Annotated in this window: 16 protein-coding genes; 6 read left to right on the top strand and 10 right to left on the bottom strand. The window is 71.0% G+C overall.

Annotated features, from left to right (window positions below):
* Positions 1–7: 7 nt before the first annotated feature.
* The 5 genes from LPC04_RS17355 to LPC04_RS17335 form a co-directional block, all read right to left on the bottom strand.
* The gene (locus LPC04_RS17355; RefSeq protein ID WP_275683513.1) at positions 8–1486 is read right to left on the bottom strand and encodes an efflux transporter outer membrane subunit; all 1479 of its coding nucleotides are present in this window, start codon (positions 1484–1486) and stop codon (positions 8–10) included.
* A complete protein-coding gene (locus LPC04_RS17350; protein WP_275683512.1) occupies positions 1476–3026 on the bottom strand; it encodes a DHA2 family efflux MFS transporter permease subunit in 1551 nt (516 codons plus the stop codon). The genes LPC04_RS17355 and LPC04_RS17350 overlap by 11 nt, the downstream gene beginning before the upstream one ends.
* A 1-nt stretch (position 3027) precedes the next feature.
* Complete coding sequence (locus tag LPC04_RS17345; RefSeq protein WP_420854735.1) at positions 3028–4122, bottom strand: efflux RND transporter periplasmic adaptor subunit; 1095 nt, start codon at positions 4120–4122, stop codon at positions 3028–3030.
* A gap of 98 nt (positions 4123–4220) precedes the next feature.
* The gene (locus tag LPC04_RS17340; RefSeq protein ID WP_275683511.1) at positions 4221–4922 is read right to left on the bottom strand and encodes a glutathione S-transferase; all 702 of its coding nucleotides are present in this window, start codon (positions 4920–4922) and stop codon (positions 4221–4223) included.
* Between the two features lie 59 nt (positions 4923–4981).
* A complete protein-coding gene (locus LPC04_RS17335; RefSeq protein WP_275683510.1) occupies positions 4982–6160 on the bottom strand; it encodes a hypothetical protein in 1179 nt (392 codons plus the stop codon).
* A 199-nt stretch (positions 6161–6359) separates the two neighbouring features.
* Between LPC04_RS17335 and LPC04_RS17330 the strand changes: the two genes are divergently transcribed.
* From LPC04_RS17330 to LPC04_RS17315, 4 genes are all read left to right on the top strand, one after another.
* Positions 6360–7811 carry an NAD-dependent succinate-semialdehyde dehydrogenase gene (locus tag LPC04_RS17330; protein WP_275683509.1) on the top strand — a complete coding sequence of 484 codons (1452 nt, stop codon included), beginning with the start codon at positions 6360–6362 and terminating at the stop codon, positions 7809–7811.
* A gap of 38 nt (positions 7812–7849) precedes the next feature.
* Positions 7850–8626, top strand: a complete 777-nt coding sequence (locus tag LPC04_RS17325) for a TatD family hydrolase (RefSeq protein WP_275683508.1) — start codon at positions 7850–7852, stop codon at positions 8624–8626.
* 76 nt (positions 8627–8702) lie between these two features.
* A complete protein-coding gene (locus LPC04_RS17320; RefSeq protein WP_275683507.1) occupies positions 8703–9278 on the top strand; it encodes an acyloxyacyl hydrolase in 576 nt (191 codons plus the stop codon).
* A gap of 106 nt (positions 9279–9384) precedes the next feature.
* Entirely contained in the window at positions 9385–11055 is a 1671-nt protein-coding gene (locus tag LPC04_RS17315; RefSeq protein WP_275683506.1) for an AMP-binding protein, read from the top strand.
* Between the two features lie 31 nt (positions 11056–11086).
* Here LPC04_RS17315 and pstS read toward each other — a convergent pair whose 3' ends face one another.
* Positions 11087–12052 (bottom strand): phosphate ABC transporter substrate-binding protein PstS, encoded by a 966-nt coding sequence (gene pstS / locus LPC04_RS17310; RefSeq protein ID WP_275683505.1) that lies wholly within the window; start codon positions 12050–12052, stop codon positions 11087–11089.
* A 151-nt stretch (positions 12053–12203) separates the two neighbouring features.
* On the opposite strand from pstS, the gene LPC04_RS17305 reads away from it, so the two are divergent.
* Entirely contained in the window at positions 12204–12950 is a 747-nt protein-coding gene (locus tag LPC04_RS17305; RefSeq protein ID WP_275683548.1) for a transporter, read from the top strand.
* Here LPC04_RS17305 and LPC04_RS17300 read toward each other — a convergent pair whose 3' ends face one another.
* Positions 12951–13946: an aldo/keto reductase gene (locus tag LPC04_RS17300; protein ID WP_275683504.1), complete on the bottom strand. Its 996-nt coding sequence runs from the start codon at positions 13944–13946 to the stop codon at positions 12951–12953.
* A 662-nt stretch (positions 13947–14608) separates the two neighbouring features.
* On the opposite strand from LPC04_RS17300, the gene LPC04_RS17295 reads away from it, so the two are divergent.
* Positions 14609–15349, top strand: a complete 741-nt coding sequence (locus LPC04_RS17295; protein ID WP_275683503.1) for a sulfite exporter TauE/SafE family protein — start codon at positions 14609–14611, stop codon at positions 15347–15349.
* Here the strand turns inward: LPC04_RS17295 and LPC04_RS17290 are convergent.
* From LPC04_RS17290 to LPC04_RS17280, 3 genes are read right to left on the bottom strand one after another with little or no spacing between them, the layout of a single operon-like run.
* Positions 15346–15630: a 2Fe-2S iron-sulfur cluster-binding protein gene (locus tag LPC04_RS17290; protein WP_275683502.1), complete on the bottom strand. Its 285-nt coding sequence runs from the start codon at positions 15628–15630 to the stop codon at positions 15346–15348. The genes LPC04_RS17295 and LPC04_RS17290 overlap by 4 nt on opposite strands.
* On the bottom strand, positions 15627–16997 hold the full coding sequence (locus tag LPC04_RS17285) for an FAD-containing oxidoreductase (protein WP_275683501.1): 1371 nt from the start codon (positions 16995–16997) through the stop codon (positions 15627–15629). Before LPC04_RS17285 ends, LPC04_RS17290 begins: the two co-directional genes overlap by 4 nt.
* A complete protein-coding gene (locus tag LPC04_RS17280; RefSeq protein ID WP_275683500.1) occupies positions 16994–18553 on the bottom strand; it encodes an MFS transporter in 1560 nt (519 codons plus the stop codon). Before LPC04_RS17280 ends, LPC04_RS17285 begins: the two co-directional genes overlap by 4 nt.
* Positions 18554–18584 lie beyond the last annotated feature (31 nt).

Raw genomic sequence — 18584 nt, 5'->3', positions numbered from 1 at the left:
TGTCGCCTCAGCGGCTGGCGACCTGCGGCGAGGCGGGCAGCGTCCAGCCGCCGCCGAGCGCGCGGAAGGCCGCGACCGCGGAGCGGGCGTCGTCGGTGCGCACGCTGGCGAGCAGGTCCTGCGCCGCGAGCAGCTGGCGGTCCTCGTCGATGACCTCGACCAGGCTCACCGCGCCGCCCTTGTAGGCGTCCTGCGCGGCGTCGCGCGCCTGCACGTGCGCGTCGACCTCCCTGGCGAGCAACGCGTGCTGGCTCTCGAGTTCGGTGAGCGCGACGATCGCGTTCTCCACATCCTCGGTCGCGCGCAGCATCGCCTCGCGATAGCGCAGCAGCGCCTCGCGGTTCGCGCCGCGCGCCTGGTCGACCTCGGCATCGACGCGCCCGAAATCGAACAGCCGCCAGTGCAGGCCGACGAGCGCCGCGGGCTGGAACGCGGAGGCCGTCAGCGTCTTGCCGACGTCGAGCGACTCGAAGCCGAGGGCGCCCGACAGCGAGAACGACGGATAGTAGCCGGCGATCGCGACGCCGATGCGCGCGTTGCTCGCGGCGAGCCGCCGTTCGGCGGCGACGACGTCGGGACGCCGCCGCAGCAGTTCGGCGGGCCCGCCGGCCGTGGCGATGGCGGGCACCTTGAACGCGACCGGCGTGGCGGTGACCTCGGCCTCGGACGTGCCCGGCACCACGCCGGTCAGCACGTCGAGGCGGAACAGCTGCGACGCCATCTCGCGCCGCAGCGGCGGCACGGTGGCCTGCGCCTGCAGCAGCACGCCCTCGGCCTGGGCGACCTCGCGCGCCGTGCCCAGGCCCTTGTCCTTGCGCAGCCGGACGAGGTCGACCAGCTGCGCCTCGTCGGCGATCTGCGACTGCGCGATGGCGATGCGCGCCTGCGCGCCGCGCACGCGCAGGTAGGCGTCGGCGGCCTCCGCGGCCAGCGAGACGCGCACGCCCGCGTGCTCCGCCTGCGCGGCCTGCAGCTCCGCGTCGGCGGCCTGCTCGCCGCGCCGCAGGCCGCCGGCGATGTCCGCCTCCCAGCTCGCACCGACGCCGAGCTGCGCGAGGTCCTGCGTCCGCTCGTAGCCCGGCAGGTGGCTGGCGACCTTGCCGAGCGGGCTCTCGAGCGACTGCCGCTCGCGCGCGACGCTGGCGTCGACGCTGGCCTCGGGCAGGCGATCGGCGCCCGCGCGCGCGGCCGCGGCGCGCGCCTGGGCGACGCGCTCCTGCGAGGCGGCGAGGTCGAGGTTCTGCGCGATCGTGCGTTCGACGATGCGCGCGAGTTCGGGGTCGTCGAAGCCGCGCCACCATTCGGCCAGCGCGGGCGCCGGCGCCTCGCCCTCGCGCGCCGCGAGCGTCGTGGCACCGTGGTAAGCGAAGGTGCCGGTCATCTCGGGCGCCTGGTAGTTCGGCCCCACGGCGCAGCCGGCAAAAGTGGAAAACGCGACCGCGGCGGCGACGATGGCGGACAAGCGGGGGAGGAGGTCAGTGCGCATCGGCGGAAGGTCCCTTGGGCGGCGCCACCTTGCGCATCAGCGGCACCAGGACGGTGGCGACGGCGAAGCAGGCCAGGATGGAGAAGAAGGCGTCGTGGTACGTCAGCACCTGCGCCTCGCGGAACGTGAGCTGCCACAGCGAGCGCAGCGCGGAGGTCTGCGCCTCGGGATCGGTCGAGCCGCCGGCGATGTTGGCGAGCAGCCCGTTCATCGCCTCGTTGGCCGGATTCAGGTGCTCGGCGAGGCGGTAGAAGTGCAGGTTGGTGCGGTTGGTCAGGATCGTCGCGCAGGCCGCGATGCCCATCGCGCCGCCGAGATTGCGCATCAGGTTGAACAGCCCCGACGCCTGCTTCAAGCGGTTCGGCGCGAGCGCGCCGAGCGACAGCGTCACCGTCGGCGGCACCGCCAGCTGCTGGCCGATGCCGCGCAGCGCCTGCGGCAGCAGCAGCTCGTGCGCCGACCAGTCGTGCGTGATCGGCAGGTACTCGATCATCGAGACCGCGAACAGCGCGAGCCCGGCCATCAGGATCCAGCGCAGGTCGAAGCGGCTCGCGAGCATCGCGTAGACGGGAATGGTCAGGATCTGGAACACGCCGGTCGAGAACACCGCCTCGCCGATCTGCAGCGCGCTGTAGCCCTCGACGCGGCCGAGGAACAGCGGCGTCAGGTAGATCGACGAGAACAGCCCGATGCCGGTGACGAACGAGAACAGGCAGCCGAGCGCGAAGTTGCGGTCCTTCAGCGCGCGCAGGTCGACCACCGGATGCGCCGCCGCCAGGCCGCGCCAGATGAACAGCACGCCCGAGATCGCGGTGATCCACGCGGTGGTGCGGATCGTTCCGTCCTGCATCCAGTTCCAGCGCGGGCCCTCTTCGAGCGTGTACTCGAGGCAGCCGAGGAACGCGGCGATCAGCGCGATGCCGATCCAGTCGCCGGTCTTCAGCAGCGCGAGGTTGACGTGGTCGATCTTGACCAGCATCGGCACGACGAACATCACGAACAGCCCGGGCGCGAGGTTGATGAAGAACAGCCAGTGCCACGAGTAGTGGTCGGTGATCCAGCCGCCCAGCGTCGGGCCCAGCGTCGGCGCGAGCGAGGCGAGGGCGCCGATGGTGGCGGCCGCGACCACGCGCTTCTTGCCGTCGAAGAACACGAACGCGCTGGTGAACACCATCGGGATCATCGAGCCGCCGAGGAAGCCCTGCAGCGCGCGGAAGGCAATCATGCTGTGGATGTCCCACGCGACGCCGCACAGCAGGCTCGCGACGGTGAAGCCGGCGGCCGACGCGGCGAACAGCCAGCGCGTCGAGAACACCTGGCTCAGCCAGCCCGAGAGCGGGATGACGACGATCTCGGCGATCAGGTAGCTCGTCTGGATCCACGCCGTGTCGTCCGCGCCGGCCGACAGACCGCCCCCGATGTCGCGCAGCGAGGCCGAGACGATCTGGATGTCCAGCAGCGCGATGAACATGCCCACGCACATGCTCGCGAAGGCGAACACCTTCTGCGCCTGCGTGAGGCTGGCGAGGTTCGAGCTCATCTCACGACTTCGTGTTGATCGACGCCTTGACCGACAGCCCCGGCCGCAGCAGCTCGAGGTCGCCGTCCTTGCCGTCGAGCGCGATGCGCACCGGCACGCGCTGCACGATCTTGGTGAAGTTGCCGGTCGCGTTCTCGGGTGGCAGCACGCTGAACTGCGCGCCCGTGGCCGGGGCGAGGCTCACGACGTGGCCCTTGAACGCGCGCTCGGGCGCGACGTCCGCGCGCACGTCCACCGCCTGGCCGACGCGCAGGTGCTCCAGCTGGTCTTCCTTGAAGTTCGCGTCGACCCACAAACCGTGCGATGGCACGACCACCAGCAACTGGCTGGCGGACGTCGCGTACGCGCCTTCGCGCGCGCGGCGGTTGCCGATCACGCCGTCGACCGGCGCGCGCAGCTCGGTGTACGACAGGTTCAGCTTCGCGGCGTCGAGTTCGGCGGTGGCCTGCGCGAGCGCGGCCTCGGCCTGCTGGCGCTGGCTGGCGATGACGTCGAGCTGGCGCTGCGAGCCCTGCTGCGCGGCGCTCGCGCGATCCTTGCCGGCCTGCGCCGTCTGCGCCGCGGCATGGGCGCGCTGCGCGCTCTCGATCGACACCGCCGAGCGGCTCGCGAGGTCGCGGTACCGCGAGTCGTCGAGCTGCGCGCGCGTGGCCTCCGCATCGGCCGCGGCCACGCCGGCGGTGGCCTGCGCGATGACGCTGCGCTGCAGCTTCTCGGTGGCGTCGAGGTTGACCAGCAGCGCGCGCGCCGCCGCGACGCTGGCCTCGGCCTTGGCGACCGCGGCGCGGTAGTCGCGGTCGTCGATCTTCACGAGCAGGTCGCCGCGGTGCACGAGCTGGTTGTCGGTGACGGCCACCGTCTGCACGTAGCCCGCGACCTTCGAGGCGATCACGGTGACGTCGCCGCCGACGTAGGCGTCGTCGGTGTCCTGCAGGAAGCGGCCCACCGTGTACCAATGCGTGCCCCACACGGCCGCCGCGACGGCCAGCGCGAACGGGATCGCGATCTTGCCGAGACGGCGTTTCGACCTGGGCGGCGGCGCGCTCGCCTCGGGTTGGGCGTCGTGGACGACTTCAAGGGCGGCGGCAGCGGTCACGGGTGCACCTGTTCGACATTGCTATGACGTTCATAATATTATGAACGTCATACCAATGCGCGCGGGTCGGGTATCCCGGGCCGCCGGCCTGGCCGCGGCTACCTCGCGTTGATGACGCGCTTCATGGATTTCTCGATCTCGCCGCCGCAGTAGCTGTCGCCGAACTGCTCCCAGGACACCCTGGCCAGGTTGGCCAGCGCCGGCTCGGACACCAGGCGCCCGGTGAGTCCCGCGATCGCGGGGGCTTCGTCGTCCAGCATCTCGCCGATGGCCGGGAAGCGTTCGCCGGCCGTGCTCCACAGCGTGGCCGTGACGATGTCGGCCACACCGGCCTTGCCGCCCAGCAGGTGGCCCGCGTCGGCGGTGAGCCCATGGCGGAGGCCGGTCTCCTCGAAGATCGCCATCCAGCGCTTCAGCCGCGGCCGGAACGCCTTCCAGCGCCGTGGCGTCCACATCTGCTTGCCGCCGTCCTGGCTCAGCTCGTCGATGATGTCGTTGGCGTCGTTGACGACCTTCAGCGTCAGCGCCTTGCCGTCGACGCTCGCGGGCAGCAGCCCGTGCTTCTCGCCGAGCCAGTACGCGATGGCCGGCATCTGCGCGAGCGCGAAGTCGCTGCGCCTGTCGACGAGCATCGGTGGCCCCTTGAACGGGATCGCCTGCTTGCCGACGTTGGCCTCCATCGTCTTGCCCACGATGCCGTCGTCGAACTCGTCCCAGCGCTGGCCGGCCCACGCGAGGATGGCGCGGATGAACTGGCCGCGGAAGGGCATCTGCCAGTAATAGAGCGCGTAGTCGGACATGGCGGCCTGGGGTCGAGTGGCGGAACCGACCGGGCGGCAATCGACGCGCCCTCGCGCGCTCAGGCGTGCGCGGCGGCCTCGGGCAGCGGGATCCAGTCGGCCTTCGCCTCGGCCAGCGGCGCGTCGCCGAAGGTGGCGATGTAGAGCACCGAGACGCCGCCGGGCGGCCCGTCCGGCGCCGTGCGCGGCGCGGGCGGATCGTCGGTGGCCTTGTTGGCCGAGGCCCACTCGTGCGCCTGCCGGCCGACGCTGTCGACGCTCGCGATCAGCTCGTCGACGTAGGCCTCGAAGCTCTGCTCGCGGTCGATGGTGGACGTGAGCTTGGCGTTGACCTCGACCGACAGGAACGACTGGATGAACGCCAGCGCGGCGCGCCGCCTGGGCAGGTCGACGCCGCCGACGCGCTGCACCTGGTGCTCGAACGGAATCGAGCGCTCCAGCAATTGCCGGACGAGGTGCGACCAGTGGTCCTCCGGCGGGGCGTCGACGTGCCACGGCCGGCCGTGCGCGCCGCTCACGAGGCCGGCCAGCGCGGCGGCCAGGCTCAGCGTGCCGCGCGATTCGCGCCCGTGCCCCGGCTCGGGCGGCAGCGCGCCGCCCACGGCCCAGGGGCAGTTGTCGGGAAACTTCTGGCCCTTGCACGAGCGCTGGCTGGAGACGATGCCGTAGACGCTGGTGACCGGATGCGGCGCCGGGCCCGGGCCGAGGATCCACTTGTCGCCGACCGGCGGCGGGCCGATGTCGCCGTTGGGAAACGCGAAGGGCGTCGACCAGTCGGCCTGGAGGTCGAAGCGATGCGCGTCGCGGCCGGTCAGGCGGCCGGTGCGCGGCGTGGTCGATGCGCGGGCCTGCAGCAGCAGCGCGCGACCCTCCGGGCGCGTCTGGCCGGTCTGGAAATGGTGGCGCACCAGCAGCAGGTCGGCGAGTTCCACCTGCGACGCGCTCTTGCCGAAGCGCACCCTGGGCGGATGCGCATGGAAGACGCCCGAGACCAGCGGGCTGCCCTTGCAGAGCTCGGGCGCCAGGCCGGACTGCACCGCCTTCGCCAGCCTGCGGCGCAGCAGCGGCGAGTCGGCGAGCATCGAGACGAATGCGGGCTCGCCGGGCATCGTCCACTTGTCGGTCGTGCGGCGCGACAGGCCATAGAGCGCGGCGTTGCTCCTGATCCAGTCGAACTGCGACCATGCGGTGTGGCAGGATTGCTCGATGAGCTTCTGGAGGTCGGCGGCGAGTGTCATCGGCGGGGGGCTGGTCCGGTGTCGGGCGGCGAGGAAACGGCAGGGGGCGCCAGTCTATGCGCTCGGCCCTGCGGATCCGGCCGAGCTATCCGCGAACAGGCATGGATCGATGACGAATGCACGCACTTGCCGGGCGGGACCGCAAGGCCTTTGGCGCGGAGGTAACCTTGGGGGATCCATCTGACCCGGAACCCTGCCAATGACCGAGACCACCTCCTCCTATCCCGACACCCGCCTGCTGATCGCCGGCGAGTGGCGCGACGCCACCGGCGGCAAGAAGATCGCCGTCGCCAACCCGGCCACCGGCCAGACGATCGGCCACGTCGCGCACGCGAGCATCGCCGATCTCGACGCCGCGCTCGCGGCCGCGCAGTCCGGCTTCGACAAGTGGCGCAACATCCCCGCGGCCGATCGCGCCGCGATGATGCGCAAGGCCGCCGGCCTGCTGCGCGAGCGCGCCGACGCGATCGCGCGCGTCATGGTGCAGGAGCAGGGCAAGCCGCTCGCCGAAGCCAAGGTCGAGATCGTGGCCGGCGCCAGCATCATCGAGTGGTTTGCCGACGAGGGCATGCGCGTCTACGGCCGCATCGTGCCGTCGCGCAACCTGGCCGCGCAGCAGCTCGTGCTGAAGGAGCCGGTGGGCCCCGTCGCCGCGTTCACGCCGTGGAACTTCCCGATCAACCAGATCGTGCGCAAGCTGGGCGCGGCGCTGGCCACCGGCTGCTCGTTCCTGTGCAAGGCGCCGGAAGAGACGCCGGCCTCGCCCGCCGCGCTGCTTCAGACCTTCGTCGACGCCGGCGTGCCGGCCGGCGTGGTGGGCCTGGTCTTCGGCGACCCGGCCGAGATCTCGAACCACCTGATCACGAGCCCGATCATCCGCAAGGTCACGTTCACCGGCTCGACGCCGGTCGGCAAGCAGCTGGCGGCGCTGGCCGGCCAGCACATGAAGCGCGTGACGATGGAGCTGGGCGGCCATGCGCCGGTCATCGTCGCGGAGGACGCCGACGTCGCGCTGGCCGTCAAGGCCGCCGGCGCGGCCAAGTTCCGCAACGCCGGCCAGGTCTGCATCTCGCCGACCCGCTTCCTCGTGCACAGCAGCCTGCGCGACGAGTTCGCGGCGGCGCTGGTCAAGCACGCGCAGGGCCTGAAGCTGGGCGACGGCCTCGAGGCCGGCACCAACCTCGGCCCGCTCGCCAACAGCCGGCGCATCACCGCGATGGCCAAGGTGATGGAGGACGCGCGCGCCAAGGGCGCCAGGATCGCCACCGGCGGCGAGCGCGTCGGCAGCACGGGCAACTTCTTCGCGCCGACGGTGCTCACCGACGTGCCGCTGGACGCCGACGTGTTCAACAACGAGCCCTTCGGCCCGGTCGCCGCGGTGCGCGCGTTCGACACGCTGGACGAGGCGATCGCCGAAGCCAACCGCCTGCCCTACGGACTGGCCGGTTATGCGTTCACCAAGTCGATCAAGACCGCGCACATCCTGGGCCAGCGGCTGGAGCTGGGCATGCTGTGGGTGAACCAGCCGGCCACGCCGTCGCCCGAGATGCCGTTCGGCGGCGTCAAGGATTCGGGCTACGGCACCGAAGGCGGTCCGGAAGCGCTCGAGCCCTACCTCGTGACGAAGGCGGTCTCGATCCTGGGCGTCTGACCGCGCGGGTCGACATGCCGCGCTGAGACAATCGCGGCATGATCGACATCGGCGTCAACTTCCATTCCTCGCAGCTCAAGGGCCTTGCGCCCGAACTGCTCGCGCGCGCGGCGGCCGCGGGCGTCACGCACATCCTGGCCACCGGCACCTCGCTGCACGCCAGCGAGCTCGCGCTGGCCTTCGCAGGCTCGCACGAGCGCGTGTGGGCGACGGCGGGCGTGCACCCGCACGACGCGAAGCACTGGGATGCGGCGTCCATCGCGGCTTTCGAGGCGATGTGGGCGGACGAGCGCGTCGTGGCCGTCGGCGAATGCGGCCTCGACTACAACCGCATGTTCTCGCCGATGCACGAGCAGCGCGCGGCCTTCGAGGCCCAGATCGCCGCCGCCGTGCGCACGGGCAAGCCGCTGTTCCTGCACTGCCGCGACGCCTTCGACGACTTCGCGGCGATGCTGCGCGACGCTGCCGCGGCCGGCGCGCACGGCGTCGTCCACTGCTTCACCGACGGTGCTGCCGAGGCCGAGGCCTTCCTCGCGCTGGGCTTCGACATCGGCATCACCGGCTGGGTGACCGATGCCACGCGCGGCTCGGCGCTGCGCGACGCCCTGCGCGTGATCCCCGCCGACCGCCTGCACCTGGAGACCGACGCGCCCTATCTGCGCCCGAAGAACGCGGGCAAGACGCGGCCGTACAACGAGCCCGCGCTGCTGCCCTTCGTCGCCAGGGCGGTGGCCGAGTTGAAGGGCATGGACGCGGCGGCGTTGTCGGCGCAGGCCACGGCCAACAGCCGGCGCCTGTTCAAGCTGCCGGAGTGACGATGGGAACGTGATTTGCCGCTCGTCGCCTGGCCGGGTCTGCGTTGTGTCGGGGGTCACCACAAGGAGTGCGATCTTGGGGCAGTCGACCAACAACGCGCGCGGGCGAGTCGCCCTGAGTCTGATGTTCGCCGCCAGCATGCTGGCGCCGGCCGCGTCGGGCGCGAAGGAGCTGACCTCGCCGTACGGCATCTTCATCGAGGGCGGAATCTCGGACGACTCGCGCTCCGCGGTCGCCGGCATCGCGTGGACGTGGGTCCAGCCCTCGAAGTGGGGCGCGGGCAACGCGAGCGGCTACCTCGAGACGTCGATCGGCGAGTGGGCCTGCCACCGCCGCCAGGGCGAGCGCTACCACGCATGTTCCACGCAGGTCGGCGTGACGCCGGTGATCCGCTACCAGCCCGAGGCCTGGGAGCACTGGTACATGGAACTGGGCATCGGAGCCGACGTCGTCGCGCCGGCCTGGAAGACCGACCGGCGCCGCTTCTCGACCGAGTTCAACTTCGGCGACCACGTCGGCCTGGGCCGCAAGTTCGGCGACGAGGGCCGCGACGAGATCGAACTGCGCGCCGAGCACTATTCGAACGGGGGCTACAGGAACCCCAACTCCGGCGAGAACTGGTTCCAGCTGCGTTACATGCACTGGTTCTAGACACGCCTCGTCGTAACCGAGCAGTCCCGCCTTCACGAAGCTGGTTTATTCTCGTTTTCGATGTGTCGCCGAGCTCGGCGGTGCCTGCAACGAGATGGAGACCGCGATGAACCCAGCAACGAACGAGGGCACGCCCCAGTTCCCGATCAACGGCCGGTCGCACGTGGCGGGCTGGACGGACATCCCGCTGTCCAACGCGACCATCTACGGCCTGCTGGCCGACACCGCGAAGGCGTATCCGGATCGCCCCGCGGTCGTGTTCCGCGAGCAGGGCATCCGCTGGACCTGGGCCCAGTTCCTGCAGGAGGTCGACGACCTCGGCGCCGGCCTCGCCGGGCTGGGCCTGGCCAAGGGCGACCGCGTGGGCATCTGGTCGCCCAACCGCGTCGAGTGGCTGGTGACCCAGTTCGCCACCGCGCGAATGGGGCTGATCCTGGTCAACATCAACCCGGCCTACCGGCTGTCCGAACTCGAGTACGCGCTGAAGGTGTCCGGCTGCCGCGCCATCGTCTCGGCGGAGCGCCTGAAGACGTCGATGTACCTGGAGATGCTGCAGAAGGTCCGGCCCGGGCTGCCGGCGCTGGAATTCGTCATCCGAATGGGGAGCGACCAGACGCCCGGCATGCTCAATTACGCCGACGTGCTCCAGCGCGGCCGCGGCGAGCCCGTGCCCTTCGCCGACTGCCTCGCGCACGACGCGATCAACATCCAGTTCACCAGCGGCACCACGGGCAACCCGAAGGGCGCCACGCTGACGCACCACAACGTGGTCAACAATGGCCGCTTCATCGCGATGGCGATGGACTTCGACGAGAAGGACTCGCTGTGCATCCCGGTGCCGCTGTATCACTGCTTCGGCATGGTGCTGGCGGTGCTGGCATCGGTGTCGACGGGCGCGGCGATGGTGTTCCCGGGCGAGGTCTTCGACCCGGCTGCCGCACTCGCCGCCGTCGCCGACGAGCGCTGCACCGCGCTGCACGGCGTGCCGACGATGTTCATCGCGGAACTGGCCCATCCGCGCTTCGCCGAGTTCGACCTCACGTCGCTGCGCACCGGCATCATGGCCGGCTCGCCGTGCCCGATCGAGACGATGAAGCAGGTCGTCTCGCGCATGCACATGCGCGAGGTGACGATCGCCTACGGCATGACGGAGACGTCGCCGGTGTCGTTCCAGAGCTCGACGAGCGACCCGCTCGATCGCCGCACCACCACCGTCGGCCGCGTCCAGCCCCACCTCGAATGCAAGGTGATCGATCTCGACGGCAACATCGTGCCGGTGGGCGAGAAGGGCGAGCTGTGCACCAGGGGCTATTCGGTGATGACCGGCTACTGGGGCGACGAGGAGCGCACGCGGCAGGCGGTCGTCGACGGCTGGATGCACACCGGCGACCTCGCGACCATCGATGAGGAAGGCTACTGCAACATCGTCGGCCGCGTGAAGGACATGCTGATCCGCGGCGGCGAGAACGTCTATCCGCGCGAGATCGAGGAGTTCCTGTTCCGCCATCCGAAGGTGCAGTCGGTGCAGGTCTTCGGCGTGCCTGACGAGAAGTACGGCGAGGAGGTCTGTGCCTGGATCGTGCTGAAGCCGGGCGAGGCCTGCGTCGAGGACGAGATCAAGGATTTCTGCCGCGACCAGATCGCGCACTACAAGGTGCCGCGCTACGTGCGCTTCGTCGACGAACTGCCGATGACGGTGACGGGCAAGGCGCAGAAGTTCGTGATGCGGGACCAGATGATCGAGGAGCTGAAGCTGCGGCGGGCGACGACGGCATGATCTCGCGCGCGCCCCGCGATCGAAGCCCAGCTCAACGCATTCCTCGACGAACGAGCGCCACGACATCCGGCGGCAGCGCCACATAGCCCAGGTCGTTCGCAACGCCCGAGCCCGACGTCAACGCCCAATCGAAGAACGCATCCACCCGTTCAACCGCCGCACCGGAACTGCGAACCAGCACATAGCTCGCCCCCACGATCGGCCAACTGCCCGCCCCCGGCCCGTTCGTCAGGCTGCCCGCCAGATCCTCCACCGAGTGCCAATGCGCCCCCGCGAGCGCCGCCTCGAACGCACCGCGCCCCGCCCGCACCACGGGCCCGTCATGCGACGGCAACGCCACGTCGCTCAAGTGATGCTCGCGCGCATACGCGTACGCCACGTAGCCGATCGCCGCCCGCGTCCGCTGCACCAGCGACGCCACGCCCTCGTTGCCGAGTCCCTCGGCGCCGACCGGCCACGCGATCGTCGAGCCCGTGCCGATCTGCTGCTGCCAGAACGGGTCCGACTCCGACAGCCAATGCGTCCACAACCACGTCGAGCCCGACGCGTCCGCGCGATGCACGACGGTGATGCGCGCGTCCGGCAGGGCCAGCCCGGGGTTCAGCTTCGCGATCGCGGGATCGCGCCAGTTGACGATCTCGCCGCGGTAGATCGCGCTGATCGCGAAGGCGTCCAGCACCAGCCTGCCCGGCGCGATGCCGGCGATGTTGACGACCGGCACGACCGCGCCGACCACGACGGGAAACTGCCGCAGGCCGGCGGCGGCGAGCTGGTCGGCGGACAGCGGCGCGTCGGTCGCGCCGAAGTCGACGTGGCCCTTGGTGGCCATCTCGATGCCCAGGCCCGAACCCACCGGGTCGTAGCGCACCCGCATGCCCGACGCTTGCTCGTAGGCCTCGGCCCACGCTTCGTAGACCGGCGCCGGAAACGTCGCGCCGGCGCCGTGCAGGGGTTCGGCTGCGCGTGCGCCGCAGGCCAGCGTCAGGGACAGCGTCAACCAGAGTCGGGCAGCAGTCTTCATGGGCGCAGTGTCCCCAGTTCGCATGGCGGCGGCGTGACAGGAGACACGGGCTTGTCACCTTGAGCCGGCAGACTGCCCGGCGCGGCCAGGGCTGTCCGGGCCGCCCGATGAGGGACTTCTCTTGGCCGTGCGCGCAAGCCTGCATTTCTCCGTCTTCACGCTGGCACTCGGCCTCCCGCTCGCCGCGTTCGCCGCGCACCCGTTGCAGACCGAGGACACCGGCACCCAGGGCGCGGCCAACGTCGAGATCGAGAACGGCCTGTCGCGCGCGCGCTTCGACTCGACGACGCTGACGGTCTACCAGCCGCAGGTCTCCGTGGGCCTGGCGACCACCGTCGACGCCATCGTGCAGCCGTCGGTCGTGTGGCTGCGCGCGCCGGGGCAGTCGTCGAAGTCCGGCCTGGGCGACACCAACTTCGACGGCAAGTGGCGCTTCTGGGGCAGCGACCCGTGGTCGTTCGCGATCCGTGCCGGCGTGCTCGCGCCGACCAGCCAGAAGGGCCTGGGCATGCCGCACGGCGACGTGTCCGAGCACGCGCTGCTGGTGGCCACCTGGGACGGCACGCCGACCACCGTGCACGCCAACCTCGGCCTCACGCGCGTGCCGCGCGCGCCCGGCACGCGCGCGACGGTCGCCCACGCGTCGGCGGCGGTGATGCAGCAGATCAACGAGAAGCTGATCCTGACGGCGGACGGCGAGCTCGACCAGGATCCCGATCCGTCGCGCAAGGCCTTGCCGGGCTCGCTGCTGGTCGGCGCGATCTGGACGGCGCGACCGGGCCTCGACCTCGACGTCGGCTGGCAGCGCAGCTTCAGCGCACAGCCGGTCAACCGCCAGTGGATGGCGGGCCTGACGTACCGGTTCGCGCTGTAGTCAGCGGTCGACGTTGGCCATGCGCTCGGGCGAGTAGCGCGGGCCCTGCACCTTGCCGGGCGCCAGCGCGGCGCCGAGCGCGGCGAGCGTCTCCGGGCTCAGCTGGATGTCGGCGGCCGCGATGTTCTGCTCCAGCCACTTGCGGCGCTTGGTGCCGGGGATGGGCACGATGTCGTCGCCCTGCGCCAGCACCCACGCGAGCGCCACCTGGCCGGCGGTCGCGCCGATGCCCCTGGCGATCTCGTGCACCCGCGCGGCCGCGGCCACGTTGGCGTCGAAGTTCGCACCCTGGTAGCGCGGGTCGTCGTGGCGGAAGTCGTCCTTGGGCAGGTCCTCGGCGCGCTTGACCTCGCCGGTGAGGAAGCCTCGGCCCAGCGGGCTGAACGGGACGAGGCCGATGCCCAGCTCGCGCAGCGCGGGGATGACGTCGGCCTCGAGGTTGCGCTCCCACAGCGAGTATTCGCTCTGCACGGCCGTCACGGGGTGCAGCGCGTGCGCGCGGCGGATGTTGGCGACGCCGGCCTCCGACAGCCCGAAGAAGCGCACCTTGCCCTCCCTGACCAGCTCGCCGACCGTGCCCGCGATCTCCTCGACCGGCACCTTCGGGTCGATGCGGTGCTGGTAGAGCAGGTCGATGTGGTCGGTGCCGAGGCGCCGCAGCGAGCCCTCGACGGCCTCGCGGATCTCGGCCGGGCTGCTCGCGCGCGCGCCGGGGATCTGCTTGCCGTCCTGGAATTTCCACGCGAACTTCGTCGCGATCGTCACCTCGTGGCGGCGGCCCTTGAGCGCCTTGCCCAGCAGCGCCTCGTTGGTCAGCGGACCGTAGACCTCGGCGGTGTCGAGGAAGTTGCAGCCGAGCTCGATCGCGCGGTGCAGCGTGGCGATGGCCTCGGCCTCGTCGGCTGGCCCGTAGGACTGGCTCATGCCCATGCAGCCCAGTCCGATGGCCGAGACCTCGAGCCCCTGGCTGCCCAGCTTGCGTCGTTGCAAAGTCATCATCGCTCCGTCGAACGGTTGGTGTTGCACGACTCTATGCCGGGCGCGAAGTCAACGCCTGCGTGAGGACTTGCCGCGTGGGTTGCGATCGGCGAGTTCGGGCTCGAGGCGTTTCTGGAGCCGGGTACGTTGCTTGGGCTGGCTGCGTGGCGTTGTGGTCCTTGCCCGCGGCGCTGTTTGCCGCCCGGCCGGTGTGGGACATCGTCGCTTGCGGCAGGGCGGACCACCTGATTGGGGTCACATCCACCCGATTGGGGTCACACCCCACCCGATTGGGGTCAGGTCTTGCCTTTTGCCCGCTGCCGTAGAGTGAAAGCCAGCTGCAGACGATGCGATGCGGCATCGTCGCGTCAGCTTCGAGTGCACACGCGCTCGCATCGGTTCGTGGGGCCCGACAGAGTGACGGAAGGCCTCGATAGCAGGCAAAAGGCAAGACCTGACCCCAACCGACAGGCAAAAGGCAAGACCTGACCCCAACCGACAGGCAAAAGGCAAGACCTGACCCCAGCCGACAGGCAAAAGGCAAGACCTGACCCCGAACTGAAAGGCAAGACCTGACCCCGAATGGGACTTGACCCCGAACGGGACTGATGGGAGACAAGGCGCGTCTCGCCAAAGCTCGGCAGGCAAAGGCACTACCGCATCCGAGGTACGCTGCCCACATGCTCCTCCTCCTGATCCTGGCCGCCGGCCTCTGGGCCGGCCTGCAGAACACCCTCGCTGGCGGCGGTTCCTTCGTCACGCTCGCCGCACTCGTCGTCTCCGGCATGTCCCCGCTCGCCGCCAACATCACGTCGACCGTCGCGCTGTTCCCCGGCCAGGTCACCGCCGGCCTCGCCGGACGAAGCCTGGTCTCGGGCGTCGGCAAGCTGTCGTTCAAAGCACTGTTCATCCTGAGCCTGATCGGCGGCGCCGCTGGCGGACTGTTGTTGCTCAACACGCCGCCGACGCTCTTCGCGCGCCTGGTGCCGTGGCTCGTGCTGTTCGCGACCGCGGTGTTCGCGTGGGGCAGCTTCCGCAACAAGCCGATCGAAGGCACGGCGCACATCGGGCCGCGCGCCGCGGCCGCCGCGCAGTTCCTGATCGGCATCTACGGCGGCTATTTCGGCGGCGGCATCGGCTTCCTGATGCTGGCCGCGCTCACGTTGGCCGGCTTGCCGACACGCAACGCCGGCGCGACGAAGAACGCGCTCGCCAGCGTGATGAACGCGGCCGCCGTGCTGCTGTTCGTGACGTCGCCGCAGGTGCACTGGACGCAGGCCGTGGTGCTCGGCGCGGGTGCGATCGTCGGCGGGCTCGCGGGCACGTGGGCGTTGAAGCGCGTCAACGAGAAGGCCTTGCGCATCGCGATCGTCGCACTCGGTATCGCGTTGACGATCGGGCTGTTCCTGCGGCCGATCTAAGTCTCGTAACGCAGCACGACGTCCGACAGCGGCCGCGCCACGCACGGCAGCACCAGGCCCTCGGCCTTTTCCTCGCGCGTCAGCCCCGGCCACTTGATCTCGTAGGCGATCTCGCCGCTGTCGAGGCGGCACAGGCAGGTGCGGCAGGTGCCGTTGCGGCACGAGCTGCGCATCGGCGCCATCGCGCGCAGGCCGGCCTTGAGCAGCGACTCGTCGGCGCGCGCCTCGAAGTGCTCGGCGTGCGGCAGCAGCGTGACGCGGAAACGCGGCGGCTCGCTCATTCCAATGGCTTGAGCGACTGCAGCATCGTCGGGATCAGCTCGCTGACGGTCGGATGGATGTGCATCGTGCGCGAGATCGCGGTGTAGGGCAGGCCGGCGGACATCACGTCGAGCAGGCAGTGGACCGCCTCGTCGGCCTCGATGCCCAGCAGTGTCGCACCGAGGATGCGCTGCGTGTCGGCGTCGACCAGCGCCTCGAGAAAGCCATCGGTCTCGCCGCGCTCGCGGGCCCGGCCGACGCGCGACATCGGCAGGTGGCCGACGAGGACCCGCTTGCCCGACTGCCTCGCCGCCGCGCGCGACATGCCGATGCGCGCCAGCGGCGGATCGGTGTAGAGCGCATACGCCGGCACGCGGTCGCCGACGCGGCGCGGGTCGCCATCGAGCAGGTTGGCGGCGACGATCTCGTAGTCGTTGTACGAGGTGTGCGTGAACGCGCCGCGGCCGTTGACGTCGCCGAGCGCCCAGATGCCCGGCACGCTGGTTCGCAGCTGCTCGTCCACTTGCACGATGCCGTGCGCGTCGCACGTCACGCCCGCGCGCGCGAGGTCGAGCGCCTCGACGTTGGGCCGGCGGCCGATCGCGACCAGCACGTGGCTGCCGCCGACGCGCTGCCCATCGACGACCAGCGCAACTCCGGTGCCGTCGCGCTCCAGCGCCGTCGCGTTCGCGCCGATCATGAAGCGCACGCCATCGCGCTCGAGCACGGCCTTCACCGTCGCGGCGACCTCGTCGTCCTCGCGCGGCAGCAGCCGGTTGCCGTGCTCGATGATGGTGACCTGACTGCCGAAGCGCGCATACACCTGGGCGTATTCGAGCGAGATGTAGCCGGCGCCGAGGATCACGAGGTGCGAGGGCAGTTCGCGCAGCCCCATCAGCGATTCGCTCGTGAGGTAGGGCACGCCGGACGCCGCGACCCAGTCGGGCACGACCGGCCGCGCGCCGACGTTGAGGAAGATGCGCGGCGCCTGCAGCACCTGCTCGCCGACCTGCACGCTGTCCGCACCGACGAAGCGCGCCTCGCCGTGCACCAGGCTCAGGTTGGCGGTGCCGGCGATCCAGTGGCCCAGGCCGTCGCGCGAGCCCTGCACGACGGTCATCATGCGGGCGTGGACGGCGGCGTAGTCGATCGAGACCTCGCCGGCGATCCTCACCCCGAAGTCGGCCGCGTGCTTCGCGACCCACGCGGCGCGCGCGCTTGCCACCAGCGTCTTGGTCGGCGTGCAGCCGTTGTTGACGCAGGTGCCGCCGAGTTCGCCGCGCTCGACGAGCGCGGTTCTCCAGCCGTGTTCGGCGAGTCGGACCGCGAGCGACGGGCCGGCCTGGCCGCTGCCGATCACGAGGGCGTCGAAGGGCGTGGACGTCATGGGGAGGATCCTTTCGAGTCGATGCCTGGCTTGCGGCCGGAGATCAGCCACCAGGCGCTGAGCGCGCTCGCCAGCGCGAGGCCCGCGGAACAGAGCATCACCGCGCGGAAGCCGGCGACGAAGGCGTGGCCGACGGCGTCGCGCACCTGCGCCGCGACGGCCGACGCCGCGCCGGCCGGCGCGGCGATCGCGCCGAGCTTGCTGCGCTGCGCGTAGACGGCATCGGCGACGCCCGCGGGCAACTGCGCGTGGGCGAGCGCATCGTGCAGCCGCGGCTCGAACACCTGCGCCAGCACCGCGCCGAGTGCGGCGATCGCCAGCAGGCCGGCGGCGCGCGACACCGCGTTGTTGACGCCCGAGGCCGTGCCGGCCAGCTTCTCGCCGAGGGCGTTCATCACCGTGGTCGTGAGCGGCGAGATCGTGATCGTCATGCCCAGGCCCAGCACGGCCATCGCGGGAAAGAAGGTCGTCCAGTAGCTGCCGCCGACGCCGGGGCGTGCGAGCAGCGCGAAGCCGGCGGCCGCGATCGCCGGGCCGACGACCAGCGGGATCTTCGCGCCCATGCGGTCGACCAGCGAGCCCGCCCAGCGCGACAACGCGAACATGATCGCGACGAAGGGCAGCAGCGCGGCGCCGGCCGCGGTCGCGGCGTAGCCCTGCACCTGGATCAGGTTCAGCGGCACGAAGTAGAGACTGCCGCCGAGCGCGGCGTACAGCAGCAGCGTGAGCAGGTTGGCGCCGGCGAAGTCGCGGTCGGCGAACAGGTGCAGCGGCAGCATCGGGTTGCGCACGCGCGCCTCGCAGGCGATGAAGGCGGCGAGGCCGGCGAGCCCGACGACACCCGCGATGGCCACGGGCGCCGAGCCCCAGCCGCGCGTGGGCGCCTCGATCAGCGCGAACACGACGCCCGCGAGGCCCAGCGTCGCCGTGACGGCGCCGGCGAGGTCGACCGGGCCGTCGGTCGCGTCGCCGCGGCTCTCGGGTACCTTGGCCAGGCATGCCAGCACCAGCACCCCGCCGATCGGCACGTTGAGCACGAAGGCCCAGCGCCACGAGAAGTGGTCGACGAGGAAGCCGCCCACCACCGGCCCGATCGCCGCGGTGATGCCGCTGAACGCCGACCACGTGCCGATCGCGCGGCCGCGGCTGGCCTCGGGGAAGTTGGCGCCCAGCAGCGCGAGGCTGCCCGGCACGAGCAGCGCGGCGCCGATGCCCTGCAGCGCGCGCGCCGCGATCAGCTGGCCGGTGTCCTGCGCCGCGGCGCAGGCCGCCGACATCGCCGTGAAGACGACCACGCCGATGAGGAACACGCGCTTGCGGCCGAAGCGGTCGCCGAGCGCGCCGCCCACCAGCAGCAGCGCGGCGAGGAACAGCGCGTAGGCCTCGATCAGCCACTGCGCGTCGGCGCCGCTCGCGTTCATGCTGCGCTGGATCGCCGGCAGCGCGACGTTGACGACGGTGCCGTCCATGAAGGCCATGCTGGAGCCCAGCACGGCGCTGACCAGCGTCCAGCGGCCCGCGCTGGCGTCAGGAGAAGGAGTGGCGCGGGCCGTCATGCGGCGCATTCTCCGCCTTGCGCGGCGGCCG

Source organism: Scleromatobacter humisilvae (assembly GCF_023231945.1).
In the GTDB taxonomy this organism is placed as follows: domain Bacteria; phylum Pseudomonadota; class Gammaproteobacteria; order Burkholderiales; family Burkholderiaceae_C; genus Scleromatobacter; species Scleromatobacter humisilvae.
The sequence above is the reverse complement of the archived record's forward strand: the minus strand, read 5'-3'. Positions and strand labels throughout refer to the sequence as shown.

Bases quoted from the DNA above. Each gene is read 5' to 3' on its own strand.
- LPC04_RS17335 (WP_275683510.1), bottom strand. From the start codon at position 6,160: ATGACACTCGCCGCCGACCTCCAGAAGCTCATCGAGCAATCCTGCCAC.
- LPC04_RS17340 (WP_275683511.1), bottom strand. From the start codon at position 4,922: ATGTCCGACTACGCGCTCTATTACTGGCAGATGCCCTTCCGCGGCCAG.
- LPC04_RS17285 (WP_275683501.1), bottom strand. From the start codon at position 16,997: ATGACGTCCACGCCCTTCGACGCCCTCGTGATCGGCAGCGGCCAGGCC.
- LPC04_RS17355 (WP_275683513.1), bottom strand. From the start codon at position 1,486: ATGCGCACTGACCTCCTCCCCCGCTTGTCCGCCATCGTCGCCGCCGCG.
- LPC04_RS17295 (WP_275683503.1), top strand. From the start codon at position 14,609: ATGCTCCTCCTCCTGATCCTGGCCGCCGGCCTCTGGGCCGGCCTGCAG.
- LPC04_RS17350 (WP_275683512.1), bottom strand. From the start codon at position 3,026: ATGAGCTCGAACCTCGCCAGCCTCACGCAGGCGCAGAAGGTGTTCGCC.
- LPC04_RS17300 (WP_275683504.1), bottom strand. From the start codon at position 13,946: ATGACTTTGCAACGACGCAAGCTGGGCAGCCAGGGGCTCGAGGTCTCG.
- LPC04_RS17330 (WP_275683509.1), top strand. From the start codon at position 6,360: ATGACCGAGACCACCTCCTCCTATCCCGACACCCGCCTGCTGATCGCC.
- LPC04_RS17325 (WP_275683508.1), top strand. From the start codon at position 7,850: ATGATCGACATCGGCGTCAACTTCCATTCCTCGCAGCTCAAGGGCCTT.
- LPC04_RS17290 (WP_275683502.1), bottom strand. From the start codon at position 15,630: ATGAGCGAGCCGCCGCGTTTCCGCGTCACGCTGCTGCCGCACGCCGAG.
- LPC04_RS17315 (WP_275683506.1), top strand. From the start codon at position 9,385: ATGAACCCAGCAACGAACGAGGGCACGCCCCAGTTCCCGATCAACGGC.
- LPC04_RS17280 (WP_275683500.1), bottom strand. From the start codon at position 18,553: ATGACGGCCCGCGCCACTCCTTCTCCTGACGCCAGCGCGGGCCGCTGG.